16 protein-coding genes are annotated in these 18,111 nt (G+C 63.0%); 10 read left to right on the top strand and 6 right to left on the bottom strand.

The annotated features are described in order from the left end of the window. The first annotated feature begins 25 nt into the window (after positions 1-25). On the top strand, positions 26-736 hold the full coding sequence (locus BPHY_RS30120) for an IclR family transcriptional regulator (RefSeq protein WP_012405248.1): 711 nt from the start codon (positions 26-28) through the stop codon (positions 734-736). Between the two features lie 108 nt (positions 737-844). Here BPHY_RS30120 and aroQ read toward each other — a convergent pair whose 3' ends face one another. Genes aroQ through BPHY_RS30090 form a run of 6 tightly spaced genes read right to left on the bottom strand, consistent with a single transcriptional unit; the run spans position 845 to position 5,160 of the window. Then, entirely contained in the window at positions 845-1,288 is a 444-nt protein-coding gene (aroQ, locus tag BPHY_RS30115; protein ID WP_012405247.1) for a type II 3-dehydroquinate dehydratase, read from the bottom strand. Positions 1,289-1,307: 19 nt separating this feature from the next. Beyond that, positions 1,308-2,141 (bottom strand): shikimate dehydrogenase, encoded by an 834-nt coding sequence (gene aroE, locus BPHY_RS30110; RefSeq protein ID WP_012405246.1) that lies wholly within the window; start codon positions 2,139-2,141, stop codon positions 1,308-1,310. Positions 2,142-2,148: 7 nt separating this feature from the next. After that, positions 2,149-3,360, bottom strand: coding sequence for a CaiB/BaiF CoA transferase family protein (locus BPHY_RS30105; RefSeq protein WP_012405245.1), 1,212 nt, complete (start codon positions 3,358-3,360; stop codon positions 2,149-2,151). Beyond that, entirely contained in the window at positions 3,360-3,818 is a 459-nt protein-coding gene (locus tag BPHY_RS30100) for a MaoC family dehydratase (protein ID WP_012405244.1), read from the bottom strand. Before BPHY_RS30100 ends, BPHY_RS30105 begins: the two co-directional genes overlap by 1 nt. 2 nt (positions 3,819-3,820) lie before the next feature. Then, positions 3,821-4,213, bottom strand: coding sequence for a VOC family protein (locus tag BPHY_RS30095; RefSeq protein WP_012405243.1), 393 nt, complete (start codon positions 4,211-4,213; stop codon positions 3,821-3,823). Then, a complete protein-coding gene (locus tag BPHY_RS30090; RefSeq protein WP_012405242.1) occupies positions 4,210-5,160 on the bottom strand; it encodes a ketopantoate reductase family protein in 951 nt (316 codons plus the stop codon). Before BPHY_RS30090 ends, BPHY_RS30095 begins: the two co-directional genes overlap by 4 nt. A gap of 146 nt (positions 5,161-5,306) precedes the next feature. Here BPHY_RS30090 and BPHY_RS30085 point away from each other — a divergent pair, with 146 nt between their 5' ends. The 9 genes from BPHY_RS30085 (at position 5,307) to BPHY_RS30045 (ending at position 18,081) form a co-directional block, all read left to right on the top strand. Further along, on the top strand, positions 5,307-6,212 hold the full coding sequence (locus BPHY_RS30085) for a LysR family transcriptional regulator (protein ID WP_041766035.1): 906 nt from the start codon (positions 5,307-5,309) through the stop codon (positions 6,210-6,212). A 125-nt stretch (positions 6,213-6,337) separates the two neighbouring features. After that, a complete protein-coding gene (locus BPHY_RS30080; RefSeq protein ID WP_012405240.1) occupies positions 6,338-7,258 on the top strand; it encodes a LysR family transcriptional regulator in 921 nt (306 codons plus the stop codon). A gap of 93 nt (positions 7,259-7,351) precedes the next feature. Next, entirely contained in the window at positions 7,352-8,761 is a 1,410-nt protein-coding gene (tcuA, locus tag BPHY_RS30075; protein WP_012405239.1) for an FAD-dependent tricarballylate dehydrogenase TcuA, read from the top strand. Continuing rightward, positions 8,748-9,962, top strand: a complete 1,215-nt coding sequence (gene tcuB, locus BPHY_RS30070; protein WP_012405238.1) for a tricarballylate utilization 4Fe-4S protein TcuB — start codon at positions 8,748-8,750, stop codon at positions 9,960-9,962. The genes tcuA and tcuB overlap by 14 nt, the downstream gene beginning before the upstream one ends. 66 nt (positions 9,963-10,028) lie before the next feature. After that, entirely contained in the window at positions 10,029-11,345 is a 1,317-nt protein-coding gene (gene tcuC, locus BPHY_RS30065; RefSeq protein WP_012405237.1) for an MFS transporter, read from the top strand. 397 nt (positions 11,346-11,742) lie between these two features. Further along, positions 11,743-13,041 (top strand): ATP-grasp domain-containing protein, encoded by a 1,299-nt coding sequence (locus BPHY_RS30060; RefSeq protein ID WP_012405236.1) that lies wholly within the window; start codon positions 11,743-11,745, stop codon positions 13,039-13,041. Positions 13,042-13,051: 10 nt separating this feature from the next. Continuing rightward, a complete protein-coding gene (locus BPHY_RS30055) occupies positions 13,052-15,739 on the top strand; it encodes a CoA-binding protein (protein ID WP_012405235.1) in 2,688 nt (895 codons plus the stop codon). A 206-nt stretch (positions 15,740-15,945) separates the two neighbouring features. Continuing rightward, positions 15,946-17,244, top strand: a complete 1,299-nt coding sequence (tcuC, locus tag BPHY_RS30050) for an MFS transporter (RefSeq protein ID WP_012405234.1) — start codon at positions 15,946-15,948, stop codon at positions 17,242-17,244. Positions 17,245-17,298: 54 nt separating this feature from the next. Next, complete coding sequence (locus tag BPHY_RS30045; RefSeq protein WP_012405233.1) at positions 17,299-18,081, top strand: substrate-binding domain-containing protein; 783 nt, start codon at positions 17,299-17,301, stop codon at positions 18,079-18,081. The last annotated feature ends 30 nt before the right edge of the window (positions 18,082-18,111 follow it).

Below are 18,111 nucleotides of genomic sequence, written 5' to 3'. Positions count from 1 at the left end.
AGATATCGGAAACGGGAGGCAACGGATGGGAAACGACGGTGTGGTCGCTGTCGAGAAAGCGCTTTCGCTGTTGGACTGCTTCAAGCCGGGCGCCGAATCGCAGTCGCTCGCGACACTCGCGCAAGCGTCCGGCATGCACAAGACGACGGTCTATCGCCTCATGAACTCATTGGAGCGGATGGGTTATGTCGTGCGGTCGCAAAGCGGCGCCTATTCGCTGGGGCATCGCGTCCTGTATCTGGGCAAGCTGTACGAACAGTCATTTCATCTGTCGTCGGTGGTCGAACCCGCATTGCACGCACTGGCCGCGCTGACGAAGGAAAGCGCATCGTACTACGTTCATGACAACGGTCAGCGGCTCTGCCTGTTCCGGGCCGAGCCGTCGGAAGGTCTTCGGGAGACGCGGCTCGCGGGCACGACACTCCCGCTCGACGACACCGCTATCGGCCAGGTGATCCGTTTCTGGGGACTGGGCGAACAGATCTATGATGAGCCGCCAGCACTGCCGCTGTTCACTGCCGGTGCGCGCGATGTCCATACTGCGGCGTTCGCGATACCGATCTTTGGCGCTGGCGACAAGTTCATGGCGGCACTCACACTTTCCGGCCCAGCGTCGCGCCTGTGTCCTGCACACACAACAGGCGAACTCGACCGTGTGCAACTGGACGCAGCGGCCGATCTATCCCGAAAGCTTGGTGCGAGCGCGGCGTTCTGCGAGAGGCTTTACGGCGCGTGAGCACTGCGCCTGCAGCTCATGATGCGAGGCGACGCATTGTCCGCCGACACAATGCTGTTCTGCCCAGCCATGAGCGGCCGTGTCCGTTTCAGCGCCCCTGCCGACTGCTCAACTGCAACCGCTCTGCGCGACTGCGGCCCGCAAGGCCAGCAGATAGCTCTCCATACCAAACCCGCAAATCTGGCCAACGACGACCTCCGAAAAAACAGAGTGGTGCCGAAACGGCTCCCGCGCGTGAACATTGGACATGTGCAGCTCCACCACCGGGCAGGTGAGAATCGCCAGCGCATCGCGTATCCCGTAGCTGTAGTGTGTCCACGCTCCCGCGTTGATCAGCACGGCATCGCAACGCTCTTCGAAGGCCTGGTGAATGCGCTCGCACATGGCTCCTTCGCTGTTCGTCTGAAACGATTCCACCTGCACGCCCAGCTCTGCAGCCAGAGCCTGCAAGCGGTTGTCTATTTCGGACAGCGTGATCGTCCCGTATTGCACCGGGTCGCGCTTACCGAACATGTTGTGATTGATGCCGTGAAGCATGAGGACTTTCTTCATTTGCCACTCCATCGCGAAGTCATTCGAGCGGCACCGTGAGCCGCTCGATCACCGCCCGCGTTGCAGGCCGAACGCCGCGCCACCAGTCGAAGGCTTCCGCCGCCTGTTCGACCAGCATGCCCACGCCATCCGCGATGGTGAATACGCCCGCGTTGCGTGCAAGCCGCAGAAATGGCGTCAAACGTTTCCCATAGGCAAGTTCATAGGCGGCGCCCTCAGGACTGAAGACGCTGGGAGGAACGGGCGGCAGGTCGCCCGAGAGGCTCGCCGACGTCGCGTTCACGACCAGGTCGAATCGCCCCAGTGCTTGCAGATCGCCATAACCGCAGGCGTGAAGCGCGCCATGCGCGCCGACCTGCGCCGCGAGATCCCTGGCTTTCGCGACATTGCGATTGGCGATCACCAGGCTTTCTGGCCGCGCCGCCAGAAAAGGCAGCAGCGCGCCGCGCGCGGCGCCGCCCGCGCCGAGCAGCAGCACCCGCTTGCCCGCCATCGGCAGGCCGAGATTGACCTCGATATCACGCACGAGCCCGATGCCGTCGAAGTTCTCGGCAATGATGCGGCCACCCTCGAACTTCATCGCGTTGACGGCGCCCGCAAGCTCCGCTCTCTCGCTGCGTTCGTCGGCCATCGCAAAGGCCTTTAGCTTGAAGGGCGCGGTGACGTTCATTCCCTTGCCACCCGCCAGGGCGAACGCGCGAACCCTCTCGGCAAAAGCCTGCTCGGGTTCGAGCGGCCCTTCGATGGCCGTATAAGCCATGTCCTGCTGCGTCTCCTCTGCGAAGAGTCCATGAATCAGGGGCGATTTGGTGTGTCCGATCGGATTGCCGATCACGGCGTACTGGTCCGTCATCATGTCCTCACTTTGAAAAAAGAACGCCGTCGGTCTGCATCGTGTCGATCTCGGCAGCGCCGAAGCCCAGCGATTGCGCCACTTCCGCGTTGTGCTGTCCCAGGTCGGGCCCGACCTGGCGAATCGTCGTATCGCAGTCGGAAAACCGGAATGGCAGGTTCGGCAGGCGCAGGGTGCCGAAGCGCGGATGCTGCTGTTCAACCACCATGCCGCGCGCGATGATCTGCGGGTCGGCGAGCACTTCGTCGATGCGCTGCACCTTGGCGCAGGGCACGTCGACGCTGTCCAGCAGTTCGAGCACCTGCGCGACCGGCCGTGCCGCAACCCAGGGCTTCACGACGGAGAGAATTTCTACACGGTTGGCATTGCGCCCGTTGAGATTGTGGAAGCGCGTGTCGGCGCCGAAGCCTTGCGGGCCGCCTTGTGCTTCGACGAGAGCAGCGAATCGCTTCCATGCGTCGTCTACCTGCGCTGCGATGACTAGATCGCCATCGGCGGCACGGAATACGCCATAGAGCGTCGACGTCGGCATGTCGTGACCCGTCTGCTCGGGCAAAATACCCTGCATCGTGTAGCACTGCACCGCGTACTCGTGCATCGACACGAGGGTGTCGTAGAGCGCCATGTCGATGTGCTGGCCGCGGCCGCTCTTCTCGCGGCCCAACAACGCGGCATTGACCGCTGCGACCGCGTGAATGCCCGTGTACATGTCGCCGAGGGAGATGCGCATCAGCGGCGGCGGCGAGCCGGGCTCACCGATCATCTGCATGATGCCGCTCTTCGCTTCGGCGATCAGGCCGAAGCCTGCTCGGTGCGCATCCGGCCCAGTATGTCCATACGCCGAAATCGAGCAATACACGAGGCGCGGATTGCGCGCCGAGAGCGCTTCGTATCCGAGGCCGAGCTTGTCGAGCGCGCCCGGGCGGTAGTTTTCGATGAATACGTCCGCCGAGTCGCACAGACGCTGCATGAAGTCCTTGCCGCGCGGATCTTTCATGTTGACGCTCACGCCGCGCTTGCCCATGTTGAGCTGCAGGAAGTAGGCGCTTTGCTGGTCGTCGAGCACGGTGGCGTGCTGGCGCCCGGCGTCGCCGCTGCCGGGACGCTCGACCTTGATGACTTCGGCACCGAGTGCCGCGAGACACCGTCCCACATAGGGGCCGGCGAGAAAGTGGCTGTAGTCGACGACGCGAATACCTTCGAGTGGGCGGGCTTGCATCAGTACGCTCCCGGACGGCGCGGGACCATCAGGCGGTGTTCGCCGCGCTGGACGACCTGGCCGTCCTGATTGATCAGTTCGGACGGCAGCACGACAATGCCCCAGTCCGGACGGCTCTTGCTCGCACGCATCGCACCCACGCGGAACTTCACGTGCAGTACGTCATTGACCTTGATCGGCAGCAGGAAGTCCCATGTCCAACCGAGCGACATGCCGGGCAGGAATCGGTATTCGCTCTGCGTCTTGAGACCATCTGCAATCGACAGACCGAACAGACCGTGCGCGACGATCGAGCCGAAGTGGCTGGCGTTCGCGTATTCCTCGTCGACGTGCACCGGCGTGTGATCGCCCGTGAGGTCGGCGTAGGCCAGGATGCGTTGTTTCGTGACCGTGTAGGTTGGACTCACGCATTCGTCGCCTTCGCGGGCGTCGTCCCAGTATTTCTCGATGATCGTCATGGTCACGCCTCCGCGCGTGGGTTGATTGCCAGCGCCTGCGCGACGCATGCGGCGGGTTTCGCCTGAATCAGTTCGACCGCGAGGCCGTCCGGCAGGCGCAGCCAGTTGCGCCCCTGCGGCATTTCGGTGACGCCGAACGGCTGCGCGTCAGCGATCGCGGCCTCCAGGTCTTCGCACATCACGCCCAGATGCGCGAGCCGGCCTTCCGGACCGTCATAACGTGGATCGTGGATGAATTGCAGTCCGCCGAGCGTCCAGTACTGGCGCGGCGCTTCTCGGGTGCCGTCGACCTCGCGCATGGTCATGCCAAGGACCTCTTCGAAGAAACGAACGTGCCAGTGGATGTCCTTTACCCGGATCGCCACGTGCTCCAGATACGCTCTCGTGCCGCTCATGCCGTCGCTCCTTCGCGTTGCCGGTCAGCCATCGCCCGCTCGATGCCCTTGATGCATGCGACGAGTGTCGCGTTGACGGGCGTCGGAACACCCAGCCGTTCACCCCAGCGCACGACCGCCCCGTTGATGAAGTCAATCTCCGTGACAGACCCTTTCTCCAGGCTCTGCAGCATCGACGTCTTGAATGCGGGCGAGAGTCCTTCGGATGCGAGTGTCCAGGCCTGTTCCGCATCGGTCATCGACAGACTGACGCCGGCTGCCTCGGCAGCCGCCATCGCCTCGGCCACGGCTGCCAGCGCGGTCGCCTTGAGAACGGGTTCTTCGTACAGTTGCCCATACGTGAGACGCGTGATGCCCGTCAGCGCGCCCGTCGCGACATTGATCAGCAACTTGTCCCACATCGTGCCGACTATGTTGTCGCTAACCGTGGTCGCGAGGCCCGCCGCATTGAATGCGCCGGCGATTGCCTGCACCCGGTCGGTGAGCTGGCCATCCAGCTCGCCGATGTAGGTGAACTTCCCCGCCACACCGCGCTGGATATGGCCCGGCGCCCGCAGCACCCCGCCGACATAGGTCTTGCCGGCGAGCACACGCTCACGGCCCACGATGTCGCTTAGCACGTCTTCGTGGCCGAGGCCGTTCTGCAACGACAGCACGAGGGTGCCGGGTCCGAGGAGATCGAGTGCGCCGCGCATCGCCGAATCCGTGTGAAACGACTTGACCAGCACAATAACCAGATCCACCGCCCCGACTTCAGCGGCGTGCGTCGCCGCGCGGACGGCGACGCGGTGGGAACCGTCGGCATCGTCGACCAGCAGGCCGTCGCGGCGCATCGCCTCGACATGTGCAGCCGACCGGTCGATCAACCAGGTCTCGTGGCCACCTTGAGTCAGTGTGGAACCGATAGCGCAGCCCAGCGCACCGGCCCCCAGAATTGCGATCTTCATTGGCGTCTCCTGTCGGTCAAGGTAAGCGCTTGTGCACTTACCCTGGCCCCATGCAAAGTCGATGGGGTGACGCAACGATAAAAGTCGACGTTCATCATGGCAATGCAATGACTACAATGACGTCATTGCAACACGTAATAATGGCCATGATCCCGACCGAACTGCCCGATCTGAAGCTGTTGCAGCTTTTCGACCTGCTCTATGACGTCCGCAGCGTGACTCGCGTGGCGGAGCAACTTGGACAAAGCCAGCCGACCGTCAGCATCTGGCTGGGGCGGCTGCGTGAATTTCTGCAGGACCCGCTCTTCATCCGCACACCCGGCGGCATGGCGCCGACGCCGCAGGCGGACGCGCTGATCGGGCCGTGCCGCGAGATTCTGGAATCGCTGCGGCGGTTCGCGGCGTGGGAAATCGCCTTCGATCCGACTACGGCAAAACGCCGCTTTCGCATTTGCATGACGGATGCGAGTCACATCACGCTGCTTCCCCGCATGCTGGCGCACATACGTGCGCAGGCACCCGGCATTCGCCTCGAGGCGGCGACGATAGACGGCAACACGGAGCGGGCGCTCGAATCCGGCGAGGCTGATCTGGCCATCGGCCATGTGCCGTGGCTAGGCGGCGGCATTTACCAGCAGCAGTTGTACACACAGGACTGGGTGTGCCTGGCGAATCCGCATCATCCGCGTGTGCGGGCCCGGTTCGGGGTGAAGCAGTATCGCGCAGAAGGACATGTCGCGATCACGGCGGGGACAGGCGCCCAGTTGCTGGAGCAGGCGCTCTTGCGGGAGCAGATTCAGCGCGACGTCGTGCTGGAACTGCCGGGATTTCTGGGGCTCGGTGCAATCATCCGGACGACCGACCTGATTGCTACGCTGCCGCGACACATCGGTCAGACGCTCGCTCAGGTCAATGAACTGTCGGTTCATCCGTGTCCGTTTCCCGTGGACGGCTTTGCCGTGCGGCAGCATTGGCACGCCAGGTATCACCACGAAGCGGGCAACCGGTGGCTGCGCGAGACAGTCGTGCAGTTGTTTGGTGGCGCGCGTTGAACGTGGTGCGGACATGTGTTTATCGAACGCGATGTCAGGACGCAATCCTGTCAGGAGACCGTTAAGATTCCCGGGTGCGACGCTCTTACCGCCATATCCGTAACCGCCAACTCATAGACTTTCCAATGGAACTCAGACAGTTACGATATTTCGTCAGCGTCGTCGAACACGGCAGCATGGGTAAGGCAGCGCTTGAGTTGGGCGTCGTGACGTCCGCCCTTAGCCAGCAGATCAGCAGGCTTGAAAGCGAGCTCTCGACGCGTCTGCTGCAGCGAACCTCGAGCGGGGTCGTACCTACCGATGCAGGTCTTGCATTCTGGCGCCAGGCGCAACTTGCACTTCGCCATATCGACGATGCAGCGCTCGCCGCGCGTCAGGCTCGCCTTTCGGGCCATGTCAGCGTAGGTCTCGCACCGAGCACGACGGGGGTGCTCGGTCTCGCGTTCATGCAAGCGATGCGCGAGCGCTATCCGGATGTACGGCTGCGCATGGTCGAAAGCCTCTCTGGCTATCTGGGCGCGATGCTCGGCGCGCGGCAAATCGATCTGGCCATCCTGTTCCATGAAGTGCCCGCGCAACGCTGGAGTGTCATGCCCTTGCTCGACGAACGCCTGTTTGTGATCGGGGACTCGACCCTGCCCGGCATGCCCGGGCGATCTCGGACGTCAATCGCGAAGCTGGGCGCGCTTCCGCTGATCCTGCCTAGTGGCCCGCACGGCCTGCGCGCACTGCTCGATGCCGCATTCAAGCGCGCGGGCTACGTCCCTTGTATCGCCGCCGAGGTCGATGGTCTCGCCATGCTCATGGACGCCGTGCGCGGGGGGCTCGGAGCGACGATCCAGCCGGGAGCGGCGCTCGCACGAGCGGAGAACGGGTCTCTGGCGAGCGTCCCGCTCGTCGAGGCATACGCGACGAGGCCAAACCTGATTGCGAGCGTCTCCGACGACGAGCTGTCGCCCGCAGGGCTTGCCGCACGCGTCGTGCTGGCCGACGTTGCACGCGACACCGTCAATGCGGGCCGCTGGCCTGGCGCCGCGCTTCGTTAATCCACCCTTCACGAAACCTGAAGACCCGTTGCCGCCTCCCTGATGGCGGCGCCGACCGCTGCTTCTTATAGTTGTCTCAAAGGAGACAACCAGATGGTCGACGTTCTTGTAATCGGCGGAGGCAATGCCGCACTGTGCGCCGCTTTAATGGCGCGAGAAGCCGGCGCCTCGGTCCTGCTTCTCGAATCGGCACCGCGCGAATGGCGCGGCGGAAATTCCCAGCACACTCGCAATCTGCGCTGCATGCACGACGCACCGCAAGACGTGCTGGTCGACGCTTATCCCGAAGAGGAATATTGGCAAGATCTGCTCAAGGTGACGGGCGGCATCACGAATGAGGCGCTCGCGCGACTCGTGATCCGCGCATCATCGACTTGCCGTCCGTGGATGCGCAAGCACGGCGTGCGCTTTCAGCCGCCGCTTTCCGGCGCGCTGCATGTCGCGCGCACCAACGCGTTCTTCATGGGGGGCGGGAAGGCACTGGTGAACGCCTACTACCGCAGCGCCGAAGCGCTCGGGGTGCAGATCCGCTACGACACGCCTGTCGACGCAGTCGAACTCGATGCCGACCGATTCATCGCGGCGCGCAGCGGCGGGCTACGCTTCGAGGCACGCGCCTGCGTGCTCGCGGCTGGCGGATTCGAATCGAATCGCGAATGGCTGCGAGAAGCGTGGGGACAAAACGAACGCGGCGAATGGCCCGCCGACAACTTCCTCATTCGCGGCACGCGCTTCAATCAGGGCGTGCTCCTCAAGCACATAATCGACTCGGGCGCGGATGCGATTGGCGATCCGTCGCAGTCGCACTGCGTCGCCATCGATGCCCGCGCGCCGCTCTATGACGGCGGCATCTGCACTCGCATCGACTGCGTATCGCTTGGGGTGGTCGTCAATCGCGACGCACGCCGCTTTTACGACGAAGGCGAAGACTTCTGGCCGAAGCGCTATGCGATCTGGGGACGGCTCGTCGCACAGCAACCCGGCCAGATCGGCTATTCGATCATCGACGCGAAGGCCATCGGCCGTTTCATGCCTCCCGTCTTCCCAGGCACGAAAGCCAACTCGCTGCATGAACTGGCGCGTCAACTGCAACTGCCCGAGGCGACCTTCGTCGAGACGATTCGCGCGTACAACGCCGCTTGCCGCGCCGGCACCTTCGATCACACGGCGCTCGATGACTGCCGCACCGAAGGCCTCACGCCAGCCAAAACCCACTGGGCGCGGCCGATCGATACCCCGCCCTTCTTTGGCTATGCGTTGCGGCCGGGCATCACGTTCACATACCTGGGACTGAAGGTGAATGACCACGCCCAGGTGCACTTCGACGGGCGCCCAAGCGAAAACCTTTTCGTAGCTGGAGAAATGATGGCCGGCAATGTGCTAGGCAAGGGTTATACGGCGGGCGTCGGCATGTCGATCGGCACCGCATTCGGACGCATTGCCGGCACCCGGGCTGCGATGGCGGCGACTCATCACACTGGAGTTCAACGTGCAGAAGCTTGAAGCACTTGTGCGCGAGGCGCGAGAACTTGCCTCGCCTTCCGTTATCGCTCGCCATACCGCCTCGGGCGAGTCCGCGGCGTCGATAATCCGCGTGCTGCCTCTTACGCAAAACGAAACAGAAGTCGCGCGGCAGATGCAGATCTGCAATGCATGCCGTTACTGCGAAGGATTCTGCGCGGTCTTTCCCGCGATGACTCGACGCCTCGAATTCGCCAAGGCAGACGTCAATTACCTCGCGAACCTGTGCCACAACTGCGGCGCGTGCTATCACGCATGCCAGTACGCGCCGCCACACGAATTCGCTGTGAACGTGCCGCGGGCGATGGCGAAAGTCCGCCTGGAAACCTATGCCGAATACGCGTGGCCCGCTCCAATGGGCGCGCTATACAAGCGCAATGGATTGACCGTCGCGCTTGCGCTAGCGTTCGGGCTTGCCCTCTTCCTGATGCTTGGCATCGGCTTGAAGGGTTCGCTGGTCGCGGGCAAATGGGGTAGCAATTTCTACGCGGTTTTCCCGCATAACCTGCTCGCGGCGATGTTCGGCGCGGTCTTCGGCTTCGCAATGCTCGCGCTCGGCGTCGGCGTGTCGCGCTTCTGGCGTCACGTGTCAGCGGGAACGGCGAGCGCGCCGGCCATCACCGAGGCCGCGAAGCACGCGCTCGCCCTGACGTATCTGGACGGAGGTCATGGCGACGGCTGCAACGAGTCGGACGACGCCTTCACGCTCGCGCGGCGGCGTTTCCATCATTTGACTTTCTATGGCTTCATGTTGTGCTTCGCCGCCACCGTGGTGGCCACTTTCTATCACTATGCGCTCGGCCTGCACGCGCCTTATAGGCTGCTCAGCCTGCCCGTGCTGCTCGGCACGACAGGGGGAATCGGTTTGCTCGCCGGACCCGCCGGCCTGCTCTGGCTCAACCTGCGTCGCGACCCCAACCGGGGCGATCCGAAGCAGCGTCCGATGGACCGCGGATTCATCGCGCTGCTGCTGCTGACCAGCGCCTCGGGCCTCGCGCTCCTCGCGTGGCGCGACACCGCCGCGATGGCCTTGCTCCTCGCCCTCCACCTCGGCGTCGTGATGGCGCTCTTCGCGACGCTGCCCTATGGAAAATTCGCCCACGGGATCTATCGCTGTGCGGCGCTTCTCAAGTCATCAATCGAACAGCGACAGGTCGGCCGCCCGCAACCCGGCTCGGACTGACGGCGGTCCTCGGCGCAACCTTCGATGGGCCGCCGCGTTCGCAAAACATATTCATGGAGACAACACATGCATTCCTCATCGCTCAGCGCCGAAGCTAAGCCGCACGGTCGAACGTCGAAGTTTGGCGCAGTCCTGCGCGTGACCAGCGGCAATTTTCTGGAACAGTTCGACTTCTTTCTTTTCGGCTTCTATGCGACCTCGATCGCGCGCGTCTTCTTTCCGTCGACGAGCGAGTTCGCATCGCTGATGCTCACCTTTGCAGTGTTCGGCGCGGGTTTCCTGATGCGTCCGCTCGGCGCGATCGTGCTGGGCGCGTACATCGACGAAGTGGGCCGCCGCAAAGGGCTGATCGTGACCCTTTCGATCATGGCGAGCGGCACGATCCTGATCGCGTGTGTGCCCGGATACGCGACGATCGGACTGCTGGCGCCTGCCCTCGTGCTGCTCGGGCGCCTGCTGCAAGGCTTTTCCGCAGGCGCCGAGCTAGGGGGCGTCTCTGTCTATCTCGCGGAGATGGCGACGCCAGGGCACAAGGGCTTCTATACGAGCTGGCAATCCGCGAGTCAGCAGGTCGCAATCGTGGTCGCGGCTGCCCTCGGCTATCTGCTCAATCATCTGATGACGGCAAGCGAAATTGGCGCATGGGGATGGCGCATTCCGTTCTTCGTCGGTTGTGCGATCGTGCCCGTTATCTTCCTGCTGCGAAGCACGCTGCAGGAAACCGATGAGTTCAAGGCGCGTACGCACCATCCGCGCGCACGGCAAGTGTTCGCCGCGATGCTGCAAAACTGGCGGACGGTGCTCGCGGGCATGCTGCTCGTCGCCATGACCACTACCTCGTTCTACCTGATCACGGTCTACACGCCGACCTTCGGCAAAACCGTTCTGAAGCTCACCACAGCGGACAGCCTGATCGTCACGCTCTGCGTGGGCCTGTCGAACTTCTTCTGGCTGCCCGTCGGAGGCGCGCTCTCGGACCGCATCGGGCGCAAGCCGATTCTCGTTGCCATCACCGTGCTCGCCATTTGCACGTCGTATCCGGCGCTCTTCTGGCTGTCATCGGCGCCGAGCTTCGGCCGCATGCTCATTGTGCTGCTGTGGCTCTCGTTCTTCTTCGGCATGTACAACGGCGCAATGGTCGCCGCGCTCACCGAAGTGATGCCCGCCGAGGTCCGCGTGGCCGGTTTCTCTCTCGCATTCAGCCTCGCCACAGCGGTTTTCGGCGGCTTCACGCCGGCCGTATCGACGTATCTCATCGAAATGACGGGCGACAAGGCCGCGCCCGGCTACTGGCTGAGTTTCGCCGCTGCATGCGGGCTCGTCGCGACTCTCGCGCTGTATCGCCGGGGCGGCACTGCCGGGCAGTCGGCATCGCTCGCCTGAGCGTTTCCCTCGCTTTTGCACCACTGCGCTGCATCCCGTTCCGGCATTGATAACATTTGAACATCAATGCTTCATAAAATTGCACTTATCGTTTAAGGCGTCTTGAGCAAATATCGATGCTCAAGACGTTCATAAAACGCATCGACTGAGAACGCATCGGAGACAGGCGCGAAGCGCAGACCAGCGCTTCGCCGCATCCAAGTGCGAGCCCCGATAAAGGGCGCCGCCTACCGTCGCCGACGCACGTCTCGCCTGATCCACCTCGCTATGTGAATCCTGCCGCCGCTTTCGAGCGCGTCTACGGCAGCGGAGCGACTCGCGCCTGCCGCAGCGAGCTGAACGAATACCGAGTACCTGCTTCATTCGTCATTTCTTTGAATTTCAGGAGACACTTCACATGCAGATCACTGGAATGTTGCACGGCGCACGCCTGCTGCAATTTGTCGGCTTTCCGTCCAGCGAAGTGCTGGGCCCTGGCGCCAGCGAGGAAGAGATCAAGTCGCTCATCGACGGGCACGGTCAGATATTTATCAAGCCGGTGTTCAAGGGCGGTGTAGGCAAGAAAGGCAAAGCCGGCCTGCTCGGCCGCGCAACGGATCTCAAGACTGCGCTCGCGGAAAAAGAACGGCTCTACTTCGCGGAGCACGTTGTTGGTCATGTGAGGGCCAAGGCGAATGGCGTGACATTCGAAGCGGGTGTACCCGCCAAACACGAAGTCTATTTTTCGATCACCGATTCGACGCGTTTTCGCGCGCCCACCATGACGCTGTCGCACATGGGCGGAATGGACATCGAGGAGGTCGATCCACAGCACGTCGCGATGGTGCCGTTCGATGCGCTGACGGGACTGAAGGCGTTCGTCGTCGCGAATGCGCTGAGCGAGATCGGCGCGCCGCGTGAAATCATCTCGCCACTCGTCCAGCAGTTGCCGAAGCTCTGGGAGCTCTTCCATGATTTCGGCATGACGACGCTCGAACTCAACCCGATCCGCATGCGCGAAGATAAAAAGGGGCGTCTCACGCCGGTGGCCTGCGACTTCAAGTGCGGATTCGATCGCGACGATCCGCGTTTCTCCCGGCTCGGTCTCCCGCCCCATCTCTTCGCTGCTGACTACTCGGATTTCGAGCAGGAAATCAACCAGCTTCGCACGCACCAGGGACAAAGCGATGTCTACGTGATCAACGAGCGCGGCACCATCCTCGCGCCCACGTTCGGAGGTGGCGCGAATTCGCTCGTCACGGAAATGCTGGGCGACGCCGCCATCATCTCGTCGGACTTCGGCGGCAATCCGCCATACGAAAAGATGAAGGAAGTGGCGCGCATCTGCTTCCGGCACTGGCTTAAGCAGTCCAACGTGCTCTTCATCATCGGCGGCAAGTCCAACAACACCGATATTTACGAAACCCTGCGCGCGATGGCCGATGCGCTACGCGAGCACTTCAGCGAGCATGGTCCGACGCCGCTCTACGTCGTTCTCGGGCGCGGCGGTCCCAACCTGGTACGTGGCATGTCCGCATTGCGCGACACCTGCGATTCGCTCGGCCTGCCTTACCGCCTCTTCGGTTTCGATTCCGACATCAGCGAAGTGATCCAGTACGCACGTAGGGCCGATGCATGGATGCAATCGGGTGGACGCTCGCAGGTCGCGGCGCGCATCGGCGCGCGCGACGCTCAATCGCAAATGGCATCGGCCTGAGGAGATCGACATGCACAAGCAAGGCAACAGCCACTTCAAATACTTCGTCGGGATACAGTCGCTGGCGGACATCGCTACCCGCGAAGATCGCGTCTGCGTGCTCAATATCCTTGGTGGCGAGTCGTCCGATGTGACGCCGGTGAGTCACGCCTTCTCGGGCGCGAATGTGGTGTTCGGCACGGCGCCCGGCAAAGGCGGACAGGTGCTCGCAACGCCCGCGGGCGACATTCCTGTCTTCAACAATGTGCGAGAGGGTCTGGAAGCCGGGCATCGGTTCAACTGCGGCGTCGTCTATCTGCCGCCTTCCGCGGCGCGCGACGGCGTGGCCGAGTTGATCCGCGTGAATCCGGATCTGCGCAAGATCTTCATCATTACGGAGAAGATTGCCGTGCACGACGCGCGTGAGATCCGCGCGATGGGACAGCAGGCGGGCATCGATATCTTCGGCGCAAACGGGCTGGGCGTCGCGGACTCATGGCAGCGCGTGCGGATCGGCGGTGACGATCCGGGCGCCACACTGCGCCAGGGGTCGGTCGCGATCTTCTCGAACTCCGGTGGCTTCAGCACCACGATCGCACAGTACCTGCGCATGAGCGGCTGGGGGACATCGACCGTCATTTCCAGCGGAAAGGATGTCTACATCCACTATGCCGCGCCAGAATTCGCCTTTGCCCTTGCCAACGACGCGCGCAGCAAGGCGGCCGTGCTGTACTGCGAGCCCGGCGGATACTACGAAGCCGACGCGCACTTCAACAAGCCCGTGGTAGCGTGCGTAGTGGGCCGCTGGAAAAGCCGTCTCACGCGCGCAGTCGGACATGCGGGCGCGATGTCGGGCGGCGCCGACGATGCGCTCGCGAAGGAACGCTGGTTCAAGGAGAAGTTCGGCGTCGAACGGCTCTTCACGCCCGACGATCCGTGCTGCTCGGCGAAGGGCGCGGTGGTGACGAACATCGCCCATATCCCTGCCGCGCTCACGGCGGTGATGCGCGCGAATGCAACGATGCCCGACTTCGAGCCCGAAGGCAGCCTCGCGCTCAAGCCGTGGTTCGGCTCGGATCAGGGGCTCGATCTGCCCGACGATCTGGCGCTTGCAGTTGTGAAAGCAGTAGCACCTTATGACGAGCAGGTTGCGCGGGTGAATGACCAGATCGGCGCGATCCCGCCGCGGCAGCCGTTGAAAGACGCCTCGGGCGCCTCGCAGATGGATGCGAAGTCTCAGGTCAGCAGCCTGCACGGCGTGTCGATGCTCGAAGCGGCGACGCATTCCTTCGAAGCGAACGTGTGCCTCGCACTGTTGCACGAGTTCGGCGGCGCAAACGACGAGAAGCTCATCGACGTCGCGGTCGGCGCGGCAGTGAACCTGTATGGCACGCCTGAACTGGCGGCGGCGCAAGCGGCGCGGGAAGCGGGCAATGCACCCAACGCCGTGCTCGCCGCCGCCGCCGCGATTGTCGGGCCGAACCGCCAGCTCGCGGCGCGCGAAGCAGCCAGGCTGATGATCGACCGGTTCTCCGCAGCAAAACTCGCGAACGCATTCGATCGCGATTTCGACGTCGACGCGATCGACACGAAAGGCAGCGCGGCACTCTTCTCCGACGCACCCGACCCCAAGGCGAAAGCGATGCTCGACGGGCTCGCTGCACGCGGCGTGAGTTCGGCATTCGTGCGGTGGATTGCCAACGGCCCGGGGCATCCGCGCGCGGACGCCGTGCTCGCGGCGATCACGACGACACTCGCCTGGGGCCCGCTCATGCGCAAGCGCATCTCGCGTCTGACGGCGGAGAACCTGCCGTGGTGGACGACGCTCTTCGGCACGCTAATCGGCGCCTCGGCGGACGCGTCCCGCCACCATCCTGACAGCTTCTGCGGCCTCTCCACGGAAGCATTGCTCGGCGAGCGTTCGTTGACGGAAACCGCGTTTGCCGCGCTGCTCGGCCTGAAGCCATCCGACGACGACCTGTTCGCACTCAGCACGCTGACGGGATTGCTGCTCACGAACGGACCCGGCGCGATCTCGGCGCAGGGCGCGAAGGGCGCGGTATCCGCTGACGGCCCCGAATCGCCCGAACGCGTGCAACTGAACAAGGCGCTGACGGGTTTTCTCACGCACACTGGCTATACGCACGGCGGCAACGGCTATGAAGGTATCGCGTTTCTCAATGACGCATTTCGCGACAGCGGCCTCGACGATCCTGCCAACGCGCAACACGGCGTCGACCTCGACGCGCTCGCACGGCGTTCCGTCGAGCGCTACGCACAGTACAAGGCCCGTCAGAAGCATGCGGGCAGCCTCGACATCGCCAAGCTGCCGGGCGTGAATCACCCGGTGTTCAAGGACAAGCCGATCAATCACGATCCACGCGAGGTGTTCATCGCCGGCCTTTACGAGAGACGCGGCGAGTACAACGCGTTTCATGCGTACTACCGTGCGCTGGTACAGGCATTGTTCGACGCGGGCGTCTCGCGCACCGTCTACTGCGTCAACGTGGATGCCGTGATCGCCGCGCTGCTTCTGAAGATGCTCTGGCAGCCGCTTAGACGCGGCGACATCACCGAGGCAGATCTCGAAACGGCAGCGTTCACGATCTTTCTGTACCCGCGCATGCTCGGCTGTGCGGCGGAAATCGACGATCACCTCAACCGTGGCCGCAATATGGACACGCGTACGCCCGCTTCACAGTGCCGCTTCGTGGCCTGATGGCTCGCATCTGAAGCGCCGCCGGGCGCTGTTCAACCCGCTGGTTGAACCATAGCGCACGGCGGAGTCGAAGGTAATGCGAATTGATAACGGTAAGACATCAATCGTTCAGAAAATTGCACTTATCGTTTCGGCGGCCACGCGCCACCATATGCGAAATGACAAAGTGCGGATGGCCGCATATTTCGGAATTTCAGGAGACATCGATGCACCCCTCACACTCTACGCTTTCAACGGGACGATCAAAGGCCGCAGCGGTCTTCCGGGTAACGGCCGGAAACTTTCTGGAGCAGTTCGACTTTTTTCTGTTCGGCTTCTATGCCACACAAATCGCCAACGTCTTCTTTCCCGCCGGGAGTGAATTCGCGTCGTTGATGATGACGTTCGCTGTTTTCGGCGCGGGTTTTCTCATGCGGCCTCTGGGCGCAATAGTGCTCGGGGCGTACATCGACGACGTGGGCCGCCGCAAGGGTCTCATCGTCACGCTTTCCATCATGGCAAGCGGCACCATCCTCATCGCGTTCGTGCCGGGCTACACGAGCATTGGCCTTCTGGCGCCAGTGCTGGTGCTCATCGGCCGGCTGCTGCAGGGCTTCTCGGCAGGCGCGGAACTGGGGGGCGTGTCGGTGTATCTCGCCGAAATGGCTACGCCCGGCCGTAAAGGCTTCTTCACGAGCTGGCAGTCCGCGAGCCAGCAGGTAGCGATCGTCGTGGCTGCGGCCCTTGGCTTCGCGCTCAACCAATGGCTGAACGCCACGGCCATTGCGGCGTGGGGATGGCGAGTTCCGTTCTTCGTCGGCTGCATGATCGTGCCGTTCATCTTCATGCTGCGGCGCAATCTCGAAGAAACGCAGGAATTCAAGGCGCGCCAGCATCGCCCGAGCATGAACGAAGTGTTCCGCACGCTGGTCCAAAACTGGCCCGTCGTGATCGCCGGCATGATGCTGGTCGCAATGACCACCGCGAGCTTCTATCTCATCACGGTCTACGCGCCGACCTTCGGCAAGACGGTCCTGCATTTGAGCACTGCGGACAGTTTGCTCGTGACCCTGTGTGTCGCCCTGTCGAACTTCGTGTGGCTCCCGGTCGGTGGAGCGCTCTCCGACAAGATCGGCCGCCGGCCCCTTCTCGTCGGCATGACGTTACTTGCCATCGCCACCGCCTACCCGGCGCTGTCGCTGCTCGCGCACGCACCGAGCTTCCTCAACATGCTGCTCGCGCTCCTATGGCTCTCGTTCATGTACGGCATCTATAACGGCGCAATGGTCGTCGCGCTCACGGAAGTAATGCCGGTTCAGGTACGTGTGGCGGGCTTCTCGCTCGCCTATAGCCTCGCGACGGCGGTGTTCGGGGGATTTACGCCGGCGATTTCGACAGCGCTCATTCACATGACTGGCGACAAGGCCGCACCTGGCTACTGGATGAGCTTCGCCGCAGCGTGCGCGCTTTGTGCGACGTTCGCACTCTATCGTAGGCGCGCGGCTACGCTGACGCCGGCGCACTAACGCGCATGTCATTGCACGAGCATCTATTCCCTGCTATCTGACACGACTTCGATCATGAAAAATCTGCTTCTTAAACTATGCGCGACGGCGCTCGTGGCCACCTCGGCGGCTGCCGCCAACGTGCAAGCCGCCGACCTGCATGTCATGAGTTCGGGCGGCTTCACCGCGGCGTATAAGGTGCTCGGCCCCAGGTTTGCATCCGAGACGGGCAACACGCTTGACACCGCGCTGGGTCCGTCGATGGGCAAATCGCCTGAAGCGATCCCCAACAGGCTCGCGCGGGGCGAGCCCGCGGACGCCGTCATCATGGTTGGCTATGCACTTGACGAGTTGATCAAGGAGGGCAAGGTAATTCCCGGATCGCGGGTCGATCTGGCCGATTCGCGAATCGGCATGGTCGTGCGTGAAGGCGCGGCTAAACCCGATATCAGCTCGGCAGACGGGCTCCGGCAGACGCTGCTGCATGCGAAGTCGATTGCGTATTCGGACAGCGCGAGCGGCGTCTACATCGAGCGCGAGTTGTTCCGGAAACTCGGCATCGAGGAGCAGGTCAAGTCGAAAGCGAAGATGATCCCGCGGATCCCCGTCGCCTCCGTGGTGGCAAACGGCGACTACGAAATCGGCTTCCAGCAGGTGAGCGAATTGTTGCCCGTCAAGGGCGCGGCCTTCGTCGGAAAGATTCCTGAGTCTCTGCAGTCCGTCACGCGTTTCGCCGCCGGCATTCCCGTCAGTGCGCAGCATCCGAAGGAAGCGAAAGCCCTGCTCGACTATCTCGCGTCACCTGGCGTACAAGCGGAAGTGAAATCGACCGGGCTCGACAGCATCTCCGCTCACTGAGACAGACATCAAGGAAGGCTGGCCTCAGGC

This window comes from Paraburkholderia phymatum STM815 (genome assembly GCF_000020045.1).
GTDB classification, from domain to species: Bacteria; Pseudomonadota; Gammaproteobacteria; order Burkholderiales; family Burkholderiaceae; genus Paraburkholderia; species Paraburkholderia phymatum.
The sequence above is the reverse complement of the archived record's forward strand: the minus strand, read 5'-3'. Positions and strand labels throughout refer to the sequence as shown.

What these genes read in the sequence shown, in the direction of transcription:
- BPHY_RS30120 (WP_012405248.1), top strand. Translation starts at nt 26, where the DNA reads ATGGGAAACGACGGTGTGGTCGCTGTCGAGAAAGCGCTTTCGCTGTTG.
- aroQ (WP_012405247.1), bottom strand. Translation starts at nt 1,288, where the DNA reads ATGAAGAAAGTCCTCATGCTTCACGGCATCAATCACAACATGTTCGGT.
- aroE (WP_012405246.1), bottom strand. Translation starts at nt 2,141, where the DNA reads ATGACGGACCAGTACGCCGTGATCGGCAATCCGATCGGACACACCAAA.
- BPHY_RS30105 (WP_012405245.1), bottom strand. Translation starts at nt 3,360, where the DNA reads ATGCAAGCCCGCCCACTCGAAGGTATTCGCGTCGTCGACTACAGCCAC.
- BPHY_RS30100 (WP_012405244.1), bottom strand. Translation starts at nt 3,818, where the DNA reads ATGACGATCATCGAGAAATACTGGGACGACGCCCGCGAAGGCGACGAA.
- BPHY_RS30095 (WP_012405243.1), bottom strand. Translation starts at nt 4,213, where the DNA reads ATGAGCGGCACGAGAGCGTATCTGGAGCACGTGGCGATCCGGGTAAAG.
- BPHY_RS30090 (WP_012405242.1), bottom strand. Translation starts at nt 5,160, where the DNA reads ATGAAGATCGCAATTCTGGGGGCCGGTGCGCTGGGCTGCGCTATCGGT.
- BPHY_RS30085 (WP_041766035.1), top strand. Translation starts at nt 5,307, where the DNA reads ATGATCCCGACCGAACTGCCCGATCTGAAGCTGTTGCAGCTTTTCGAC.
- BPHY_RS30080 (WP_012405240.1), top strand. Translation starts at nt 6,338, where the DNA reads ATGGAACTCAGACAGTTACGATATTTCGTCAGCGTCGTCGAACACGGC.
- tcuA (WP_012405239.1), top strand. Translation starts at nt 7,352, where the DNA reads ATGGTCGACGTTCTTGTAATCGGCGGAGGCAATGCCGCACTGTGCGCC.
- tcuC (WP_012405237.1), top strand. Translation starts at nt 10,029, where the DNA reads ATGCATTCCTCATCGCTCAGCGCCGAAGCTAAGCCGCACGGTCGAACG.
- BPHY_RS30060 (WP_012405236.1), top strand. Translation starts at nt 11,743, where the DNA reads ATGCAGATCACTGGAATGTTGCACGGCGCACGCCTGCTGCAATTTGTC.
- BPHY_RS30055 (WP_012405235.1), top strand. Translation starts at nt 13,052, where the DNA reads ATGCACAAGCAAGGCAACAGCCACTTCAAATACTTCGTCGGGATACAG.
- tcuC (WP_012405234.1), top strand. Translation starts at nt 15,946, where the DNA reads ATGCACCCCTCACACTCTACGCTTTCAACGGGACGATCAAAGGCCGCA.
- BPHY_RS30045 (WP_012405233.1), top strand. Translation starts at nt 17,299, where the DNA reads ATGAAAAATCTGCTTCTTAAACTATGCGCGACGGCGCTCGTGGCCACC.